16 protein-coding genes and 1 riboswitch are annotated in these 20197 nt (G+C 69.8%); of the genes, 4 read left to right on the top strand and 12 right to left on the bottom strand.

The features are described 5' to 3' along the window. Window positions 1-23: 23 nt before the first annotated feature. Window positions 24-773 (bottom strand): SDR family NAD(P)-dependent oxidoreductase, encoded by a 750-nt coding sequence (locus IEX89_RS21235; RefSeq protein WP_188915284.1) that lies wholly within the window; start codon window positions 771-773, stop codon window positions 24-26. 109 nt (window positions 774-882) lie between these two features. On the opposite strand from IEX89_RS21235, the gene IEX89_RS21240 reads away from it, so the two are divergent. After that, window positions 883-2631 (top strand): FAD-dependent oxidoreductase, encoded by a 1749-nt coding sequence (locus IEX89_RS21240; RefSeq protein WP_188915285.1) that lies wholly within the window; start codon window positions 883-885, stop codon window positions 2629-2631. 7 nt (window positions 2632-2638) lie between these two features. On the opposite strand, the gene IEX89_RS21245 is transcribed toward IEX89_RS21240, so the two are convergent. Further along, window positions 2639-3466 (bottom strand): IclR family transcriptional regulator domain-containing protein, encoded by an 828-nt coding sequence (locus tag IEX89_RS21245; protein ID WP_188915286.1) that lies wholly within the window; start codon window positions 3464-3466, stop codon window positions 2639-2641. A gap of 497 nt (window positions 3467-3963) precedes the next feature. On the opposite strand from IEX89_RS21245, the gene IEX89_RS21250 reads away from it, so the two are divergent. Further along, the gene (locus tag IEX89_RS21250; protein WP_188915287.1) at window positions 3964-5337 is read left to right on the top strand and encodes a flavin monoamine oxidase family protein; all 1374 of its coding nucleotides are present in this window, start codon (window positions 3964-3966) and stop codon (window positions 5335-5337) included. A 15-nt stretch (window positions 5338-5352) separates the two neighbouring features. Here the strand turns inward: IEX89_RS21250 and IEX89_RS21255 are convergent, their stop codons facing one another. The 9 genes from IEX89_RS21255 to IEX89_RS21295 all read right to left on the bottom strand — a co-directional run bounded on the left by IEX89_RS21255 (window position 5353) and on the right by IEX89_RS21295 (window position 14152). After that, window positions 5353-6306: a LysR family transcriptional regulator gene (locus IEX89_RS21255; protein ID WP_188915288.1), complete on the bottom strand. Its 954-nt coding sequence runs from the start codon at window positions 6304-6306 to the stop codon at window positions 5353-5355. A 146-nt stretch (window positions 6307-6452) separates the two neighbouring features. Continuing rightward, entirely contained in the window at window positions 6453-7385 is a 933-nt protein-coding gene (locus IEX89_RS21260; protein WP_188915289.1) for a dihydrodipicolinate synthase family protein, read from the bottom strand. A gap of 131 nt (window positions 7386-7516) precedes the next feature. Continuing rightward, window positions 7517-8941, bottom strand: a complete 1425-nt coding sequence (gene hydA / locus IEX89_RS21265) for a dihydropyrimidinase (RefSeq protein ID WP_188915290.1) — start codon at window positions 8939-8941, stop codon at window positions 7517-7519. A gap of 13 nt (window positions 8942-8954) precedes the next feature. Beyond that, the gene (locus tag IEX89_RS21270; protein ID WP_188915291.1) at window positions 8955-9368 is read right to left on the bottom strand and encodes a DUF3830 family protein; all 414 of its coding nucleotides are present in this window, start codon (window positions 9366-9368) and stop codon (window positions 8955-8957) included. Next, window positions 9365-10135, bottom strand: a complete 771-nt coding sequence (locus tag IEX89_RS21275) for an HpcH/HpaI aldolase family protein (protein ID WP_188915292.1) — start codon at window positions 10133-10135, stop codon at window positions 9365-9367. Before IEX89_RS21275 ends, IEX89_RS21270 begins: the two co-directional genes overlap by 4 nt. After that, window positions 10135-11103: a DUF6282 family protein gene (locus IEX89_RS21280; RefSeq protein WP_188915293.1), complete on the bottom strand. Its 969-nt coding sequence runs from the start codon at window positions 11101-11103 to the stop codon at window positions 10135-10137. Before IEX89_RS21280 ends, IEX89_RS21275 begins: the two co-directional genes overlap by 1 nt. A gap of 94 nt (window positions 11104-11197) precedes the next feature. Continuing rightward, a complete protein-coding gene (locus tag IEX89_RS21285; protein WP_188915294.1) occupies window positions 11198-12175 on the bottom strand; it encodes a TRAP transporter substrate-binding protein in 978 nt (325 codons plus the stop codon). Window positions 12176-12288: 113 nt separating this feature from the next. After that, window positions 12289-13569 carry a TRAP transporter large permease gene (locus IEX89_RS21290; protein ID WP_188915295.1) on the bottom strand — a complete coding sequence of 427 codons (1281 nt, stop codon included), beginning with the start codon at window positions 13567-13569 and terminating at the stop codon, window positions 12289-12291. A 1-nt stretch (window position 13570) separates the two neighbouring features. After that, complete coding sequence (locus tag IEX89_RS21295; protein ID WP_188915296.1) at window positions 13571-14152, bottom strand: TRAP transporter small permease; 582 nt, start codon at window positions 14150-14152, stop codon at window positions 13571-13573. Window positions 14153-14769: 617 nt separating this feature from the next. Then, a riboswitch (TPP riboswitch) is annotated at window positions 14770-14870 on the top strand. Between the two features lie 61 nt (window positions 14871-14931). Here IEX89_RS21295 and IEX89_RS21300 point away from each other — a divergent pair. Beyond that, on the top strand, window positions 14932-15750 hold the full coding sequence (locus tag IEX89_RS21300; protein WP_188915297.1) for a 3-oxoacyl-ACP reductase: 819 nt from the start codon (window positions 14932-14934) through the stop codon (window positions 15748-15750). A 181-nt stretch (window positions 15751-15931) separates the two neighbouring features. Here IEX89_RS21300 and IEX89_RS21305 read toward each other — a convergent pair whose 3' ends face one another. Next, window positions 15932-17608: a methyl-accepting chemotaxis protein gene (locus tag IEX89_RS21305; RefSeq protein ID WP_188915298.1), complete on the bottom strand. Its 1677-nt coding sequence runs from the start codon at window positions 17606-17608 to the stop codon at window positions 15932-15934. An 854-nt stretch (window positions 17609-18462) separates the two neighbouring features. On the opposite strand from IEX89_RS21305, the gene IEX89_RS21310 reads away from it, so the two are divergent. Continuing rightward, entirely contained in the window at window positions 18463-20154 is a 1692-nt protein-coding gene (locus tag IEX89_RS21310; protein WP_188915299.1) for a methyl-accepting chemotaxis protein, read from the top strand. The last annotated feature ends 43 nt before the right edge of the window (window positions 20155-20197 follow it).

Genomic DNA, 20197 nt, shown 5'->3' on the forward strand with positions numbered 1-20197 from the left:
TCTTGGGTCGGGAGGTCGTTCGGTCAGGGCAGCCCGCCGTCGACGGGGACGATCTGGCCGGTGATCGCGCGGGAGAGGTCGCTCGCCAGCACCAGCGCCGCGTCCGCGACGTCGTCCTCGGTGGCGATGCGGCGCAGATGCGTCGCGCCCGCCATGGCGGCGAGCTCGTCGCCGGGATCGGCGCCGGCGGCGGCGGCGCGCGTGGCGAGGCGCGTGCGCAGAGCCTGCGTCGCCACGGGTCCCGGGCCGATGGCGTTGACGCGGATGCCGTAGCGCCCGAGATCGGCGGCGGCGGCGCGCACGAGGCCGAGCACCGCGTGCTTCGTCGCCGTGTAGAGCGCCTGGCGCGGATGCGCGCGCCGGGAGTTGAGCGAGCCCATCACCACGATGGAGCCCCCGCGCGCCTTCATCAGCGGCACGGCGTGCTTGAGCGTCGCCGCGACACCGCGCACGTTGACCGCGAAGACGCGGTCCCATTCCTCGAGATCGAGATGCTCCGTCTCGCGCCAGGGCGGGACGAGGCCGGCATTGGCGACGACGACGTCGAGCCCGCCCAGCCGCCGGCCGGCCTCGGCGAAGGCGGCGGCGAGAGCGTTCTCGTCCGTCACGTCCGCCGCGAGCGCGGACCAGCCCGCGGGCAGGCCTTCCGCCGCGTCGCGGTCGATGCCGACGCCGCGGGCGCCCTCCTCCGCGAAACGCCGGGCGATGGCGAGGCCGAGCCCGCCGGCGGCGCCGGTGACGAGTGCCGTGCGGCCGTCGAGCGGCTTGACCATCGCGGGGCTCCTCTGTATCCGTACGTCCGTACGCATAGCGTACAAATCGCGTCGTCGGAAGGAATCCCGCCGCGATTTCTCCCCAACCCCGCATCCGCGCGAGCGAGCGATGAGCCGAGCCCCTCTCGACGACGGCGCCATCACCTTCGAGGGCGCGCCCCTGCCCGCGCGCGCCGGCGAGACCATCGCCGCCGCCCTCGCCCGCGCGGGGATCGTCGCGCTGCGCGAGACCCGCACGGGCGCCGAGCGCGGCATCCATTGCGGCATGGGCGTGTGCCAGGACTGCCTCGTGACGGTCGACGGGCGCGCCAACCAGCGCGCCTGCATGACGAAGGTTTCGGGCCGCCACGACGTGCGCCGCCAATCCGCCCTCGCCGACACGACGCACGCGCCCGCACCCGCCACCACGCCGAAGCGTCTCGTCGAGCGCACGCCCGAGATCTGCATCGTCGGCGCCGGTGCCGGCGGGCTGTGCGCCGCCATCGCCGCGGCGCAGGCGGGCGCGGAGGTCCTCGTCCTCGACGAGCGCCCGAAGGCCGGCGGGCAATATTACAAGCAACGCGCCGACGCCATCGCCGGCCTCGACGAGCCGGCGCCGGACGCGCAGGCCGAAGCCGGGCGCCGGCTGATCCGTCGCGCGCTCGAGGCGGGCGTGACCATCCTCTCGGACACGCTGATCTGGGGCGCCTTCGAGCCCCTCGAGCTCGCCTGCACGACGCCCGACGGCCCGCTCCTGGTGCGGCCGCGCCAGCTGATCGTCGCCGCCGGCGCCTACGAGCGGGCCTTTCCCGTGCCGGGCTGGACGCTGCCGGGCGTGATGACGACGGGCGCGGCGCAGACGCTGCTGCGCAGCTACGAGGTCGTGGCGGGCGCGCGCATCCTCGTCGCCGGCAACGGTCCCTTGAACCTTCAGGTCGCCATCGAGCTGGCCCGCGCCGGCGCGCGCGTCGTCGGCGTGGTGGAGGCGGCGCCCGCGCCCGGCCTCGCGCGGCTCCCCGCGCTCGCGCGCATGGCGCTCGCCGACGCGAGCCTCGTGCGCGACGGTCTCTCCACCGTCGCCGCCGCGCGCCGGCTCGGCGTGCCGATCCTCAACGGGCGCGTCCTCGTCTCCATCGAGCGCGAGGCGGACGGGCTCGTCGCGACCTCCGCCCCGCTCGACGCCGTGGAGAGCGGCGCGCGCACACGCCACGAACCGGTCGACGTGGTGGCCGTCAATCACGGCTTCCTGCCCTCGAACGAGATCGCGCGCACGCTCGGCGCCGCGCACGGCTGGGACGCGGCGCGGCGCATGCTCGTCACCACGCGCGACGCGACCTGCCGCACGAGCGTGCCGGCGCTCTTCGCGGTCGGGGATTGCTGTGGGCTGGGCGGCGCGCCGGCGGCGCGCGAAGAGGGTACCATCGCCGGCCTCGCCGCGGCGGGGGCGCTCGGCTATGCCACGCCTCAGGCCGCGAGCGACGGCGCCCACCGACGCCTGGCGCGCCACCGCGCCTTCCAGAAAGCTCTGTGGGATCTCTACCGCGCGGACCTCCCCGCGGGCGGGCTGCCCGCGCGCGAGACGCATCTGTGCCGGTGCGAGGAGGTGAGCGCGGGCGCGGTCGACGATGCCATCGCCGCCGGCAGCCGCACGATCGGCGACGTCAAGCGCCGCACCCGCGCCGGCATGGGCCGCTGCCAGGGTCGCTATTGCGCGCCGCTCGTCGCCGAGCGCCTGGCGCGCGCCACCGGCGAGCCGCCGGGGGAGATGTCGTTCTTCGCGCCGCGCGTGCCCTTCAAGCCCGTCTCGATCGCGGAGCTCGCGGGCGAGCCCGAGCCCGAGCCCGAGTCCCTGCCCGAGCCTGCGGCCGAGGAGGCGTGAGCGCGCCTCAGCGCAGCATCATCAGCGAGATGCGCGAGGCGGCGTCGAGGAGCTCCGGCAGGACCTGCGCCTGCATCTCCTTCGTCGTCAGCCGCACGCTCGGGCAGCAGACGTTGAGCGCCGCCACCACCTCGCCGGAGCGATTCTTGATCGGCGCGGAGATCGAGCGCAGGCCGACCTCCAGCTCCTGGTCGACGATGGCCCAGCCCTGGCGGCGCGTCTCCTCGATGAGGCTCGCGAGCTGCACCTTCGAGGTCACCGTGTGGGGCGTGATCTTCTCGAGCACCGCGTTGTCGAGATACGCGTTGAGCTTCTCCTCCGGCAGGCCGGAGAGCAGGACGCGGCCCGTCGAGACCGCGTGCGCCGGGGCGCGGCTGCCCAGATTGATGCCGATCGAGACGACGCGCTGCGTCGTGGCGCGCGCGACGTAGCGCACGGCGTCGTCGTCGAGCACGGCGACGAACACCGATTCCTGGAGGCGCTGCGCCAGCTCGTCGACGACCGGCTGCATGATCTCGGTGATGTCCATGGAGGACAGGAGCGAGAAGCCGAGCTCGAGCACCTTCGGGCGCAGGCGGAAATACTTCCCGTCGCTCTCGGCGTAGCCCTCGCGCACCAGCGTGAGCAGGAAGCGGCGCACCGCGGCGCGGGTCATCGCCGTGCGCTCCGCCACCTCGCTCAGCGTCATGCGCGACTTCGAGCGGTTGAAGGCCCGGATGACCTCGAGCCCGCGGGCGAGCGACGTCACGTAGTCGCGATCCTCGTTGCCGCTCTCGGCGGTCACGTCGGGAAGCGCCTCGATGCGGTCCTCGTCCCGCAGATCGTCATTGGCCATGGATGGTCCTCGGTTCGGGCCGCTGATCAGTCGAGCAACGGCGGGATGCATCAGGCGCCGATGCCCGCGGCGCACAGGTATTTCACCTCGAGGAAATCTTCAATGCCGTATTTCGACCCTTCGCGGCAGAGGCCCTCCTCCCGGCCACGGCCGAGAGGCGCACCCTCGTACGAGAGAGCATGCCTCCGAGCCCACCGACGCTGGATCGAGAGACGTGCTCAGCCGCCACGCGCGCCCGGGAGCGAGGGCGAAGGAGCGGTCCGCTCGTCCTGCGAGGATCTCGGCGGTCAGGTGCATTGGAAGCACTCCAGGATCTCACTTAGTTCGTATATCGCACATCTGTTCGCATATTGCTACAGAAAGCGTGGCGCTCCGTGTGCGGACGCCCGTCGGTCCTGGTCCTGCGCGCACCCGCTGCGCCCTTGGCACCGGCCCTCGGGTCGGCGACGAAGGGACACGCCCCGCGCGTTGCCGCGCCTCGAGGAGGAGCCCCGACCATGGCCATTGCGAGCACCGAGCCCCCGGCCGACGAAGCCGTCGACGTCGCCGTCGTCGGCGGCGGCATGGCGGGGCTCGTCGCCGCCTGGCACCTGCGCCATCGTCGCTGCGTCGTGCTGGAAGCGTCCGATCGTCCGGGCGGGCGGCTTCATGCGCCCTCGCACGACGGCGTGCCGATGAACCTCGGCGCCCACATGGTGCCCGGGCCGGGCACCGCGATCGGCGACCTCGTCGCCGAACTCGGGCTCGAGGCCCGGCCGCTGCCGCCGCATCTGTTCGGGCTCGATTTCCGCGGGCGCCGGCACATGGAGACGCCCGCGACGCTGCTGCCCTTCGTCATGCGGCTGGGGCTCGCCGAACGCATCGCCTTCATGCGCATGGGCGCGCATCTGCGGCTCGGCGCGCACCGCTCGACGCGCGCCGCGCGCCCGCGCGCCAGGGACACGGACGCTCTCGCACGGGTTCTCGCCTTCGAGGACGGACGCACCCTCGCCGAGCTCGTCGGCCCCCTGCCGGCGGGCGTCGATCTCCTCTTTCGCGGGCTGACCGAGCGTAACGGCGCCGATCCCTCCGAGATGTCGGCGGGCCACGGCCTGCGCTCCTTCGCCAACGTCTGGGCCAAGACCGCGCCCGGCACGAACCTCGTCGGCGGCACGGCGACGCTGCCGAAGGCGCTCGCGAGCCGGCTCGGGGAGGCGGTCTTTCGCCCGCGTCACGAGGTGATCCGCGCGCGCGCCATCGCAAATGCCGTCGAAGGCGCGGGCGGCGTCGCCATCGACGTGCGCACGCCGCAGGGCGAGCGACGCATCACGGCGCGCGCCTGCATCCTCGCGACGCCCGCCCCGATCACCCGCGCCATCGCCCGAGGCCTGCCCGACGAGACCGCCTCCGCCCTGGAGCGAATCCGCTACGGTGCCTTCCTCACGCTCGCGGTCTCGCTCGCGCCGCTGGAGCGCGTGCCCTGGCGCGGGACCTACGCGATCGCGACGCCCGAGCTCGGCTTCTCCGTGCTCTTCGACCACGACGCCATGCGCCCCGAGGCCGGCGGGCATTCGATCATGCTGTTTCGCGGCGCGCGCGGCGCGCTCCGGTGGATGGAGGAGGACGACGCGACCATCGTCTCGCGCTGGCTCGAGGATCTCGAGACGCGCTTTCCCGAGACCCGAGAGCGGGTGCGCGAGACGGTCCTGCAGCGATGGCCCGCCGGCGCACCCTTCGCGGCGCCCGGCCGCGCGAGTCTGCAGCCGCCACTGGAAGCGATCAGACCGCCCTTCCTCCTCGCGGGCGACTATCTCGAATTCCCCAACATGGAGGCCGCCGCCGCCTCGGGCGTGCGCGCCGCCGCGGCCGCGCAACGGCGTCTCGCGGCGTGAGCGCGGGAGCGCGCCTCACCGCGCGCGGAGATCGCGCCGTTCGGCGCCCTCGCTCGCCGGGCTGGAATGGCTGCGCAGGAGGTCGAGACGAGCCTGCGCCTCCTTGCGCATGATCGCGATGAAGGAGGCCGTGAGCCGCGAGGGCATGCGCTTCCTCGGCAGGATCGCCGAGAGCATGAGGCGCACCGTCGGCTGGAAGGGGCGCACCTCGAGATCGGAATAGCGCCCGCTCGTGACCGAGAGCTCGTCGAGGAGCGCCGAGCCCCAGCCCTCCTGCACCAGCCGCGCGGCGACGTTGAGGAAGCGCACCTCCACCGTCGGCGAATAGGGCGTCGCCGCCTTGGCGAAGGCCTCCGCGATGAGGACGCCGATGCCGTTGCTCGTCTGGGGCGCGATCAGCTTCTGATCGCGCAGGTCGGAGGGCGTCACGAAGGGCAGCGCCGCGAGCGCGCTCCCGGCCTGGCAGACGCACACGGTCGTCATCGGCGCGATGGGCACGAGGTCGAGGGCGTGGCGATCGTGCGCCTCCATGCCGAAGCCGACATCGGCGAGCCCGGTCTCGGCGGCGTCGAGGACGCTGCTCAAGGGGCGGGTGTCGAGCGAGAGGTGGACCGACGGATGCGCCTCGAGAAAGCGCTTCATGGCCCCGGGCAGGATCGATTCCGACAGCTCGGAGGTCGCCGCGATGCGGATGCGCCCGATGCGCCCGGCCTTCAGGTCGTTGGCGCGTTGGTTGACCGCCTGCTGATGCATGAACAGAGGCTCGGCCTCCTCGAGCAGGATCTTCGCCTCCTCTGTGGGCACGAGCCTGTTGCTCACCCGCTCGAACAGGCGAAAGCCGAGCTGCGATTCGATGTGCTTGATGGCGTTGCTCACCGCCGGCTGCGACATCGAGAGCTCCTGCGCCGCCGCGACGGTCGTGCGGAAGCGCATCACCGCGCTGAAGATCTCGAGCTGCCGCAGGTTCATCCGCGCATCCCTCGCACGCCGCGCCCGTCGCGGGCTCGAACGGGCCCTGCGGTCGCGTATAGTCTTGATCGCACGGAAAGGCGCGCCATCCTAGGCGCGCACGGCGGCACTCTCCCTGGGCAGGGCGCGCAGTGTCGCGCGTTTGCTCAGCCCATCACCTCGACGGCGATCAGGGCGCGGCGCAGCTGCGCGACCTCGTCGTCGGAGAGCCGCGCGAGCGGGCTCCGCACGGCGGGCGTCGCGAGCCTCCCCATGAGCACGAGGCAGGTCTTGAGGCGCAGCGTCGCGAGATGCCCGGGCGCGCCGTAGACGAGGCGCGCGAGCTCGTAGAGGCGCTCGTGGATGCGCCGGCCGGTGGCGAGATCGCCCGCCAGCATGGCGCGGTCGAGGGCGACGATGGCGTCCGGCACCACCACCGCGAGGCTGACGAGGCTGCCGTCGCTGCCGATGGCGAAGCAGGCGAAGAGGTGCTCGTCCCCCGACGCCATCACGCCGACGTCCGGGCGCAGCCGCGCCACGAGCCGGCGGGTCGCGTCGTAGGCCGCCGTCTCCCAGCTGCCTTCCTTGATGCCGACGACGCTCTCGATCTCGAGGAGCCGCGCGAGCACGTCGGGGGTGAAGGCCGTGCGCCCCGCGTTCACCGAACCCTGGAAGAGGAAGAGCGGCAGCCCGGCCGCCTGGGCGATCGCGCGATGATGGGCGACGACGAGCCGCGGGTCGGCGCCGAGCGCCCACGAGAAGGGCGCGAACACCATCACCGCGTCCGCGCCCGCGCGCGCGGCACTTTCCGCCATCCGCGCCGCGACGTCCGTCCGCTCGGCGTTGATCCCGGCGACGACCCGCCGGCGCCCGCTCACGTCGCGCGCGATGCGGACCACGGCGAGGTGCTCGTCCTCGTCGAGGACCGCGTTCTCGCCGGCATGGCCGTTGACGAGGAGGCCCGCCATGCCGTCGGTTTCCACGACGCTCGCGAGATGGCGCGCGAGGCTCGTCTCGTCGATGCCGCCGTCGGCGATCATGGGGCAGATCGTCGATGCGTAGACCCCGCCGAAGGGGTGGCGCGCGTCTTGGTCGGTCATTGTCGTCTCGCTTCTTCTCGGCGGATGCTTCGGTCTTCATCGGCGCGGGGAGGTGCGCCTGCGCCGGTCGATCGCGGCGATCGGCGCTCGGCCACGATCCGTCGGCGCTCGGTCTTGCGCTGGCGGATGGATCAAGCCGCCGCGGCCGGCGACGCGTAGGCGCTGTGATCCCTGCGCACGATCTCGCCGAAGCCCCTCTCGCCGACGATGGCGCCGTCGCGCATGACGATGCGCCCGCGCACGATCGTCATCACCGGCCAGCCGACGACGTCGAAGCCCTCCCAGGGCGTGTAGTCGGCGCCGTGATGGAGGATCTCCTGGCGGATCGTCTCGCGCCGGCTCGGGTCCCACAGCGCGATGTCGGCGTCGAAGCCCACCCCGATCGAGCCCTTGCGGGGATAGAGGCCGTACATCTTCGCGTGGTTCGTCGCCGAGAGCTCCACGAATTTCTGCGGCGTGATCCGCCCCTTGCTCACCCCTTCCGAGAACAGGATCGGCAGGCGCGTCTCGACGCCGGGAATGCCGTTGGGCACCCAGCGGAAGGAGGTGCGGGCCTTCGGGTTGAGCTTTCCCGCGGGCGAATCGTAGCGGAAGGGGCAGTGATCGGAGGAGAACACCTGGAACACGCCCTGCGTGATCCCCTCCCAGATCGCCGCCTGGCTTTCGGCGTCCCGCGGCGGCGGCGAGCAGACGTATTTCGCCCCCTCCATGTTGAGCCCCTGCAGGTCGTCGGCGGTGAGCGTGACGTATTGCGGGCAGGTCTCGGCATAGACCTTGAGCCCACGCTGTTGCGCCCAGCGGATCTGCTCCATCGCCTCGCGCCCCGAGACGTGGACCACCATCATCGGTACGTCGACGAGCTCGGCATGGCTGATCGCGCGATGCGTCGCCTCGCGCTCGACGATCTCCGGCCGCGAGACCGCGTGATAGTAGGGCGCCACCTTGCCGGCGCGCTCCAGCCGCTCGGCCATGAACTTGATCGTGTCGTAGCCCTCGCAATGGACCATGACGAGGGCGCGCTCCTCGCGGGCGACGGCGAAGACGTCGAGGAGCTGGCGGTCGTTCAGGACGAGATCGTCGTAGGTCATGAAGACCTTGAAGGACGTGTATCCGTCCTTCACGAGCGCCGGCAGCTCCTGGCCCAGCACCGCCGGGCTCGGATCGGACACGATCAGGTGGAAGGCCGTGTCGACGTGGCAGGCGCCCTCGGCGAGCGCCCGGTACCCCTCCACCGCCTCGCGCAGGGACGTGCCGCGCTCCTGGAGCGCGAAGGGCATCACGAACGTGTTGCCGCCCGCCGCCGCCGAGGCGGTCGCCGAGGTGAAGTCGTCGGCCATGACGATGTCGGGGCCGGACGGCTGGGCGATGTGGACGTGGCTGTCGATGCCGCCGGGCATCACCCACAACCCCGAGGCGTCGATCTCGTCCGCCGCGCCCTCCACCGCGTCCGCGACGACGACGATGCGTCCCTCGCTGATGCCCACGTCGGCGCGGACCATGTCGGCCGCCGTCACCACCGTCCCGCCCCGAATGGCGAGATCGAGCCGTTTCGTCATCGAAGCCTCCCGGTCAGGCGAGCTCGAAGGAGATGTCCTGGGCGCCTTCCCAGAGGGTGCGGTGCCCGAGCTCGGCGAGGCGGTCGAGGCCGCCGGTGATGGTGATGAAGTGATTGCCGGCGAGCTGCCCCGCCATGGAGGCGAAGTTCACCCGCCCGTAGGCGATGAGGATCTCGGTCTCGCTCACGCCGCCCGGATAGAGGATGATCTCGCCGGGCGCCGGATAGCTCGTGGCGTTCTCGAAGCCGACGCCGAACTCGGCATCGCCCAGGGGCACCCACACGCCCTGCCCGCTCCAGCGCACGTGGATCGCCTTGTTGCGAAAGGGCAGGTGCGCGCGGAAGGCGGCGCAGGTGGCCGGGGCCTTCTGCGTCTCGAAGCGCGCCTCGAAGGGCACGCCGCCATAGATGATCTTGAGCTCGCTCATCGGTCTCGTTCTCGCGTCTCGTGTGTCGTGGAGGCGCCGGGCGCGCGCAGCCGCGCGAGCAGCTCCCGCCCCGCCTCGAAGATGAGATTGACGTCGTTCGTCGCCACGAGCCAGCTCGTGCCGAGCGCGTCCGACCGCGTGCGGATCATGCTCTCCGGCATGCCCATGGCGCCGAAGACGAGGCCCCGGCGCGCAGCCGCGCCCGCGATCGTCTCGATGGCGGCGGCGAGCTCCGGCGCATCCGGCCGCGTGTGGAGGTCGAGGGAGGAGGCGAGATCGTTCGTGCCGACGACGAGCCCGTCGATCCCCGCGACTGCGGCGATCTCGTCCACGGCAGACAGGCCGCGCGCGCTCTCGATCATCACGAGAAGCTCCGGCCCGCGCCCCACCGCCTCGCGCAGCGCCGCGGTCGGCATCGGCACGAAGCCCGTCGCGGCGACGGGCGGCGGCACCGAGCGCGCGCCGAGCGGCGCGAAGCGCACCTTCGCGACGAGGGCCCGCACCACCTCGGCGCTCTCCACGTGCGGCACGACGAGGCCGGCGGCGCCGCAATCGACGATCCGCGAGACGAGCGCGGAGGAAGGGCCCGGCGCGCGCACGTGGACGGGATAGCCCGCCTCGCGCCCGGCGAGGCACAGGGCCGCCGTCTCGGCCATGGAGAACATGCCGTGCTCCATGTCCACCAGCAGGAAGTCGTAGCCCGCATGGCGCGCGATCGCGAGGATCTCGAGCGAGCGGACCGTGCAGGCGCAAAGCCCGATGCGCATCACGGGCCCTCCGCCGAGGGCGGCCGCGCGACCTTGAAGAGCCGGGCCGGATTGTCGACGATCATCCGCCGCAGATCGACGTCCGCGACGCCGCTGGCGCGAAACATCGTCACGAACTCCCGCAGCGCCTCCACCGGCGGCGGCAGCACGACGGCGCCGCTGTCGCTCGACAGCACCACGCGCTCGGATCCCACCTCCGCCACGATGGCCAGCGCCCGGGCGAAGTCCGCGCGAGCGAAGCGATGGCGCTCCGCGTCGATCATGGTCTGGGGGATGTCGGTCGCGTGGCTGAAGACGAAGAACGAGTATTCGAGAAGGCAGCCCGTCTCGACGACGGCACGGGCCTCCTCGGCCGTGAGATAGGCGGCGGGCGCGAGCATCCGCGTGCAGCCGCGCCGGGCGGCCTCGCGCGCGACGACGACCGCCTCGGGCCCCGACAGATGGCCCAGGTTGAAGACGACGTCCGCCTCGATGCACAGATCGACGATCTCGGGGAGCGGATCGGGCAGCGGCCCGCTCTCGGGGACGCGCAGGGTCGTCTCGAGATAGGCGGGGCTGCGCCTCTCCGCCCGCGCCACGAAATCCGTGTGGTGGCAGGGCAGCGACACGAAGCGCGCGCCGCCCGCTCCATAGCCCATGCCGAGCGCCGTCGAGACGACGCGCGGCGAGAGCCCCCCGGCATAGGGCTCAAGGATGATGCCGCCGAACACGTCGACGCCGAGATGGCCGATCTCGCGCATGGCGAGCGCGGCGAGGCCCGACGTGTTGGCGAACACGTCCATGATCCCGAGACCCGACAGCCCATGACGGGCGGCCGCGCGCACGGCCTCGAAGACCGTGACCGTGCGCTGGTTGATGTGCGGCGCGCAATGGACATGGCTGTCGACGGCGCCGCGCAGGAGCTCGAGCCCCGGCGTCATGGGCACGCCGCCGAAGCCCGTCTCCTCGGCCGCCTCGCTCGTCGTCATGGCGATGGCTCCCCTGGCGTCGGCCCGCATCCGCCACCCGCGGCGACGGCACGGATGCCGGGCGCGACCGGCCCGGCATCCGCGACCCGGCGCGTCACTGCGAGAGCGCCTCGAACAGGGCGCGCTGCGTATCGGTCTCGAGGAAGCGCTCGTAGAGCGGCATCGAGGCCTCGCGGAAGGGCGCCACGTCCGGCTCGACGATGGTGACGCCCTTCTCGCGCAGCTCCGCGAGGAGCGGCTGCTCCTGCTCGACGACGTACGTGCGCTGCCACACGGCCGATTCCGCGCCCGCCTCGAGCAGCGCCGTCTGCACGTCCTCCGGCAGGGCGTCGAACTGCGCCTTGTTCATGAAGATGTGCGCCGTCATGTTGATCCAGCCCACGAGCGAGAAATGGTCCGCCACCTCGTAGAAGCGCTGGGCGTTGTAGTCCGAGGTCGCGCCCTCCGCGCCGTCGACGACGCCGCTCTGGAGCGCGCCGTAGAGCTCGCTGTAGGCCATCGGCGTGGGGTTGGCGCCGTAGGTGCGGAAGGCCTCCACGTGCATCGGCTGCTGCATCGTGCGGATCTTCATGTTGGCGAGGTCGTCGATCGTCTCGATGGGACGGCTCGTCATCATGTGGCGGATGCCGGAGGAATAGCTGCCGATGATCTGGTAGCCGGCGTCCGAGGCGGCCTCCACCATCAACGGCTTCGCCGGCCCCTCCAGCGCCTCGCTGAGCGCATCGATGCTCTCGAACATGAAGGGCATGTCGAGGACCCGCAGGTCCGTGACGACGTTGCTCAGCAGCGCGTTCGAGGTCATCGCCATGTCGACGGTGCCGAGCAGCACGCCCTCGACGAGCTGCGCCTCGTCGCCGATCTGCCCGTTGGGGAAGATCTCGATGGTGGCGCGCCCGCCGGTCTTCTCCTCCAGGAGATCGCGCAGGCGCTGCATGCCCATGTCCTGGATCGAGCCGGTGACGTTGGTGTGGCCGGCACGCAGCGTGATCTCCTGGGCCGACGCCGCCTGCGTTCCGAGGATGGCGGCGAGCGTGATCGCCGAGATCGAGAGAGCCTTCTTCGCGGTCTTCATGGCTGTGTTCCCCTTCGTATCGTTGCGTTGTTCAGGGCGTCGCGCGCGGTTCTTCTTGCCATCTCTGTTGCCTTCGGCTCGCGTGGCGACGGCATGCGGCCGAGTTTCGCGCCTCATGGGTAGACGAGGCGCGGCAGGGTCAGCGCGACCGCCGGCACGTAGGCCGTCAGCGCGAGGACGAGGATCATGGGAAGGAGCGGGATCCATACCCGCGTCGAGACCTGCTCGACGCTGCGGCCGGAGACCATGGCCGCGACGTAGAGGCAGATGCCGTAGGGCGGCGTGATCAGCCCCACCGAGAGATTGAGGGTCGCCATCACGCCGAATTGCAGCGGGTCGATCCCGTAGCCCTGAGCGATGGGCATCAGCACCGGCAGGATGATCAGGATGGCCGAGATGCTCTCCATGAACATGCCCACGAACAGCAGCAGCACGTTGACGAGGAGCAGGAACACGATCGGATCGTCGGTAACGCCACGGATCCAGGCGTCGAGGGCCTGCGGCGCGCCGACGCTCGCGATGATCCACGAGAACAGGCTCGCGGTGCTCACGATGATCATCACCGCCGCCGAGAGGCTGATCGCCCGCAGGAAGAGCCGCGGCAGATCGCGAAAGCCGATTTCGCGATAGACGAAGAGCGAGATCACGATCGTCGCCACGACGGCGATGCACGCGGCTTCGGTGGCCGTGAAGACGCCCCCGACGATGCCGCCGACGACGATGACGGGCAGCGTCAGGCCGGGAAGGGCGGCGACGAAGGCGCGGCCGAGGCGTCCGAGCGAGAAGGGCTGGCGATCGCCGCCGCCGTCGGGGCGCCGGCGGGCATAGGCCCAGCAGGTGACGCCGAGCGCGAGCGCGATCATCAGGCCCGGGACGACGCCGCCGAGGAACATGGCGCCGATGGAGAGATTGGAGGTGATCGCGACGATCACCATGATGATGCTCGGCGGAATCACCGGGGCGAGCGAGCCGCAGGCGGCGATGATCGCCGCCGACATGTCCATGTCGTAGCCGCGCTTGCGCATCTCGGGCGACAGGATCGAGCCCACGGCCGCCGTGTCCGCCGAGCCGGATCCGGAGATCGCCGCCAGCCCCGTGCCGGTGACGATGGCGACGAGGTAGAGGCTCCCCGTGATCCAGCCGACGAGGGCGGCGGCGAGATCGACGAAGCGCCGGGCGATGCCGCCTTCCGCCATGATCACGCCGGCGGCGACGAAGAAGGGGATCGCCATCAGCGAGAACGAGTTCACGCCGCCGTAGACGCGCTGCGCGACGATGGTCAGGGGCACGTCGACGAGGAGGAGCACGGCGAGCAAGGCGGCGACGCCGAGCGCGAAGAAGATCGGCATGCCCGAGAGGATGAGGAGGAGAAAGCCTCCGAAGGCGACGCTCATCTCATTCCCCCATCGTCGGCGCGGGGCGCTCTGCGCCCGCCTTGGCGCGCCCGGGCGCAAGCTCGGGCAGGGTGGCGAGGGCGAACTCAAGCAGCAGGTAGGACATGCCGATGGGCAGCGCCGCGTAGGGGATCGCCATGGGGAGCTGAAGCGCCGTCGACTTGATGATCATGCCGAGCCCGATCAGCCCGAAGCTGCCGACGACGAGGACGAGGAGGAACCAGGCGGCGAGGAGGAAGGAGGCCGACTTCAGGATCCATTGCAGCGAGCCGGGCAGGCGCGCCACGACGAGATCGATGCCGATGTGGTTGCGGTTGCGCATCGCGAGGCCGGCGCCCAGCATGACGAGCCAGATCTGGACGAAGATCGCCGCCTCTTCCGACCACGAGATCGAGTAGTTGAACACGTAGCGGCCGAGGATCTGGAACAGGATCAGGAAGATCATCGCCGCGAGCAGGCACACGAGGATCGCATCGACGAGCCGGCGCAGGATCGCGAGGGCGCCGAACGCGACACGGCGCCAGCCGGCGTGCGCGGCCTCTCTCCGGTCGGGATCTTCATCCAGGCGCGGCTTCGCCGTCATTCGCCCAAACCTCCTCCCGCACGCCTCCTCGCTCGGGCCCGCGCGTTCGACCGGGCGGAGTGCGCGCGACGGCGCCGCTCCGGCGAAGGGCGGATGCGGGTTTTCAAGGAGACTTCGGTCACGTGCCTCTGGAGCGGCGGCTGCTCTTGGCGGCAGGTCCGCGTGCTCGACGGGAGGAAGCCTAGCATCGGCGGCGGGCGGCGGAACTACCCGATTCTATGCTATTTCAAGCTTGAACTATTTGCTCGGGTTATCGAGCGGTGCGATCGGCCCCCGAACGCGAGAAGCCCCGGCGCGTGTTGCGCCGGGGCTTCTTTAGTTTTGGTTGCGGGGGCCTGCAACCGCCTTTGTTTGCCGATCTCCACGGTAAGATGCTTGCGTGCCGGTCGACGTGCAACGCTTCCATTCTAAGCCCCCCCGGCTACCCGTCGACAACCCGGTTCTAAGTACGAGACCCAGCATCCAACCTCTGAATTGCGCCGTGGCCAGAGAGCGTAACTCCTCCGGCTGGAAGAGTCGCAGGCGACAGCCGCTGCAAGGGACAATCTAGCAGCCGATGGCAGCGTTCCCGGAGCTTGACGATGTCCTTGATATGGGCCGTGCGAACGTGTATTCGAGGCGAAGGACAGGGGCGTCCGTGCAGGAATGCACGGGCTGAGAAGCACCCTCCGAACCTGAACCAGATCATGCTGGCGTAGGGAGTCCGCGAGCGACCGACGGTCGGGCAACGCCCGCTCATCGGCGCGCCGTCGCTCCCCACGCTCGGCGAGGGGAGAGATATGCAAGATCACGCCATCGAGCGCACGAACGAGACGTCGTCGCGCACGCCATCGTCAGGCAAGCCTTTGTCCGAGACGACCGTCCTCGTGAGCGGGGCGGGCCGCGGCCTCGGCGCCGCGATCGCCCGCGCCTTCGCCCGCGAGGGCGCGCGGGTCGCGATCAACTATCGCCGCAGCGAGACCGAGGCGCGGGCGCTCGCGGCCGAGCTCGGGCCGCGATGCGCCGCCTTCCGCGCCGACGTCGCCGATCCGCAGGCCGTTGCGGCCATGACGGATGCGATCGCCGAGAGGCTCGGCCCGCCCGACGTACTCGTGCACAATGCCCTCGCGGATTTCGCCTTCAACGGCGATGCGCGCAAGCGGCTCGAGACGCTGGCGTGGGCCGACATCGCCGCCCAGGTCCAGACCGCGGTCGGCGGAGGGCTCGCGCTCGTGAAAGCGCTGCGGCCGCATTTCGCGGCGAGCGGCTACGGGCGGATCGTCACCATCGGCACCAATCTCGTGCAGAACCCGGTCGTGCCGTACCACGACTACACGGCCGCCAAGGCCGCGCTCCTCGCCTTCACGCGGACCGCCGCGAAGGAGCTCGGGCCTCTCGGCGTGACCGTGAACATGGTCTCCGGCGGGCTCCTGCGCGTGACCGACGCCAGTGCCGCGACGCCCGAGGCGGTGTTCGACATCATCGCGTCCCAGACGCCGCTGGGCCGCGTGACCACGCCCGAGGAGCTCGCGGACGCGGTTCTCTTCTTCGCCTCGCCGTGGGCGCGTGCGGTGACGGGCCAGAACCTCGTCGTCGACGGCGGGCTGGTGTTCGGCTGACCGCCACAGACGCGTGCGGGTGCGGATGCGCGAGTTGCATGTCGGGCTTGTTCGGCTAGAAACGAAGCAATTAAGAGGTGCGCGCAAAGACTCACTGGTGCCACAGCCGCCGAACGGGCTTGCTGCCCATCCGGCGGCTCCTCTCGTGTTCACACCGCCGAGCGGAATTTCGATGTTGGGATCAAGCGGCCTGCACGCTGGAGAGGAACTCGTCCACCTCGTTCCCGAGGCTCGCCGTATGCCGCGCGAGTTCCTGTGCTGCAGTAAGGACTTGAGAGGCGGCGGCGCCGGTCTCGCCCGCTCCGCGGCGCAGCTCCTCGATGCTGCCGGTCACGAGCTCGGTCCCGCGCGCAGCCTCCTGCACATTGCGTGCGATCTCCTTGGTGGCGACGCCCTGCTCCTCCATTGCAGCGGCGACCGAGGTCGAGATCGAGGCCATCTCGCCGATCGTAGCAGCGATCTCTTCGATCACGCTGACGACATTTCCGGTCGCCTGCTGGACCTCTCCGATCTGCGCGGCGATTTCCTCCGTGGCGCGGCTGGTCTGGGTTGCGAGTTCCTTCACCTCCGACGCGACCACCGCGAACCCACGTCCGGCCTCGCCGGCGCGGGCGGCCTCGATCGTGGCGTTGAGGGCCAAAAGGTTGGTCTGGTTCGCGATCTCGCTGATCAGGGCAACTACGCTCCCGATCTTTTCGGTCTGCAGGGCGAGCGAGCGCACCGTCTGGTCGGTTCGTTGCGCTCCCTCGCGCGCACTCGTCGCGATACGGGACGACTTGGACACCTGAGTGGTGATCTCCTGGATCGAGGCGGCGAGCTCCTCGGTGGCGGCTGCGACGGTCTGCACGTTTGCCGAGGTCTGGCCGGCTGCGGAGGCGACGCCGATGGAGCGGGAATTGGTCTCGTCTGCAATGCCGGACATCGACTGAGCCGTCGCCTCCATCTCGGTGGAGGCGCTCGACAGCCCCTCGGTAAGCGCCGTCACAGTCTTCTCGAAGTGCTTGGTCAAGCGGTCGAGCGTCGCGGTCCGGCGGATCTTGGCTTCGTTCTCCAGAGCGGCGGCTTCGTCCGCTGCCTTCTTGGCGATCAGCGCCTCCTTGAAGGTCCCGAGCGCCTTTGCGAGCGCGCCGATTTCATTGCGCTGGTCCGAATCCGTGACCATGACGGCCAGATCACCGTTCGCGAGCGCCGTCATCTGCCGGGCGATCCGATCCAGCGGACGCGAGACGCCCGCAACGACGGTCTGAGCCGCGAAGACAACACCCAGGACCGCGACAACGACGATGCCGATGAACAGAACCTCGATCAAGGCGATCGTCCTTCCTGCGTCATCATTGATGAGGCGCGCCACATCGAGCTGCAACTCGACCAAGTCGGCGAGCGCCTCCGAAAGCGGGTCTATCGTAGGATAGAGGTCCCTGGCCGCGAAGCGAGCCAGCCGCTCACTGTCGCGCGCTGCTATGATTTCCGAAAGGGTCGTGACGGTGACGTCGGCCTGCACCATCAGGGCGGCGGCGTCGTTGGCGAGGGCACGCTCGCGCTCGTCCATCATCGTCTGTGCGTAGGCGTCCCAGTGATTCCTGATGCCCGTGCGCGCTTCCGTGATTGCAGTGGCGGCCTCGTCCCAGGTCACGGCGCCGTCGCGAAGCTTGTGCGATAGGTCGACTATGTTGACCGCATAAAGGTCCGAGACGGCCTTCAGGTCGCGCAGAGGGACCACGCGATCTTGGTAGGTCGTTACTAGAGCGCTCTTCAATGCCCCGGTGCTGAACCAACCGGACGAAACCGAACCGATCAGCAGAAGCGACAGGACTGTCAGCGCCATGAGAAGGCGCGCGCGGATGGAGAGATTTCGCATTTTTTTCTCCTACATGAGCGGCGGCGTGGTCGCCCTTCTCGGCGCATTGGCGCGCGTCGTTCGCCGGAAGGCTGATCCCGAAAGCTTGCGTGACCGTGAACAATTTTTAGGCACATGACCCTTAAGGGTTGTTACGGAGGCTGGGATCGGCATCGAAAGCTCGGCGGCGCAGCCGAACGGACTCCGGCAAACACCAGGCTTTACGGGAGACGTCAGGAGCCTCGCCGAGTGCGCGCGAGACCGGCCAGGTCGTCGACCTGATGAACCAGCTCGCTGGGCAGATGAAACTGCTCGCACTCGAGACAAACATGAGGCGGCGCGCGCGGGTGGCCGCACCATGGGAAGGCGTGCTTGGGACGCACACGGGAGGCGGGTCGAATCGGTCAGGCAGCCGAAAAATCGCGACGCGGGCCGAGAAGGTGCGGCGTACACAAACCCGCCCTCGGCGGATCGAGTGACGCGAGTAAATCAAGGCATTCGTCGATCGCCACCTGTTCTCGTCCGTCTTCGAAATACGATCGCGCCGTCTCAAGTGCGGAAACGGCGAGCCCGACCGCGCCCAGGCCGGCGTGCCTGTGGAGCAGCCGTTGACGTTCGTCGAGCGGGCGGGAAGTAGGGAGATGTTCGCTTCTCAAAATCATGCCGACACCAATGTTGGTCTAGAGGTCGCGTCAACAGATGCTGCTCAATCGTTGTCGCAGTTCTTCGATTCGCGAAATTACGGGGAAACCCCTAAGGGCTTGAGATCTGGCGCCGATTAAGGTCCCGGAAAGGCTACTTGACTGTAATTCTTCCCACTGACGGAATGGTCCGTCTCATAAATTAAGCGTGTGGAAGTAGTCGGGGGTCATAGCATGAAAGCGCTTCGAAATATTCCAGTCGCCGCGAAGATAGCGCTGCCTGTGGTCGTGCTCATTCTCGTCGCGATCACACTAGTCTGGCAGGCGAAGAACGGCTTCGACGAACTGGGCGCGACCAGCCAGCGGATCGTGGATGTCTATGCGACGCAGAGGGCTACCGGCCTGGTGCTCGGCATGGCGATCAACGAGGCGACGATCCAGGAGAAAAACATCATCTCCGAGACGCGGCCCGAGGCGCTCACGGAATATGTCGAGGGCTTCAACGCGGCGAAGGCGCGAGCCCTCGAGGCTGCGAACAATCTCATCGAGGTGGCGACCAACCCGGAGCGTCGGGCCCGAAACGAAGAGCTGAAGCGGGAGGTTGAGAGCTTTTTCGAGGTCTCGGGCCGCACGGTGGACCTCGCCCGCCAGGGAATGACCCAGGACGCGTTCAGGCTGTCCGCGGGCGAGGGGCGCACAGCGCGCAAGAACATGATGGCCCGCCTCAATGAAGGCATCGTCGCCAATCAAGAGGAAATTCAGCAAGCCAAGGCGGAGTCCGCGGAGCTGGCGTCCTCGACCACCTCCTGGCTCGTCGGCCTCGCCGCGGTCGGTCTCCTGTCCGCGGTCGCCGCTCTCGCCGCCGTCATCGTCTTCGGCGTGACGAAGCCGCTGTCGCGTATCACCAGCGGAATGGGTCGGCTGGCGCAGGGCGATCTCGATGTGTCCGTCGAAGGCGCCGAGCGAAAGGACGAGATCGGCGCGCTCGCCAAGGCGCTCGACGTCTTCAAGGCGAACGCGCTCGAGGCGCGCCGTCTGACAGCGGAACAGCAGGCCGAGAACGAGGCCAAGATGCGCCGCGCCGCCGCGCTCGACGCGCTCACGAAGGAGTTCGAGAACAAGGTCACCGCCTTGACGCAAGGGCTCTCCAGCGCCGCGACGGAGATGGAAGCGACCGCCCAGTCGATGACGGGGATCGCCGATCAGGCCAACACGCAGACAATGACGGTGGCGAGCGCCGCGGGTCAGGCATCGGCCAACGTCCAGACCGTGGCGGCGGCGAGCGAGGAGCTCGCGGCCTCGATTCAGGAGATCACGAGCCAGGTCGCATCCTCGTCTCGGATCGCCGGCAAGGCGCAGGACGATGCCAAGCGCACCGACGCGACAGTCCGTTCCCTGGCGTCACAGACCGAGAAGATCGGCAGCGTCGTCGCGCTCATCAACGACATCGCGGGCCAGACCAACCTGCTCGCGCTCAATGCGACGATCGAGGCGGCGCGCGCCGGCGAAGCCGGTCGCGGCTTCGCGGTGGTCGCCGCCGAGGTGAAGGAGCTCGCGGGCCAGACCAGCAAGGCGACAGAGGAGATCGGTGCGCAGATCAGCGAGATTCAGAACGCGACGCAGGACGTCGTCGCGGTGATCCAGGAGATTGCAGCCACGATCGGAGAGATGGCCGCGATCTCGACGAGCGTCGCCGCTGCTATGGAACAGCAAGGTGCAGCGACGCAGGAGATAGCGCGCAACGTGCAGGAAGCCGCCCGGGGCACCGAGCAGGTCACCGGCAGCATCGAGAGGGTGCGCCAGGGGGCCGGCGAGACGGGCGCTGCGGCGTCGCAGGTCCTGACCTCGGCCCAGGAACTCGCTCGCCACTCGTCGAGCCTCGGCGCAGAGGTCGGCTCGTTCCTCGCGGGCGTAAAAGCGGCTTGAGCGGTCATCGTATCCGCCCGGACCGAGCCGCGGTCCGGGCGGC

Source organism: Salinarimonas ramus (assembly GCF_014645695.1).
Lineage (GTDB): Bacteria > Pseudomonadota > Alphaproteobacteria > Rhizobiales > Beijerinckiaceae > Salinarimonas > Salinarimonas ramus.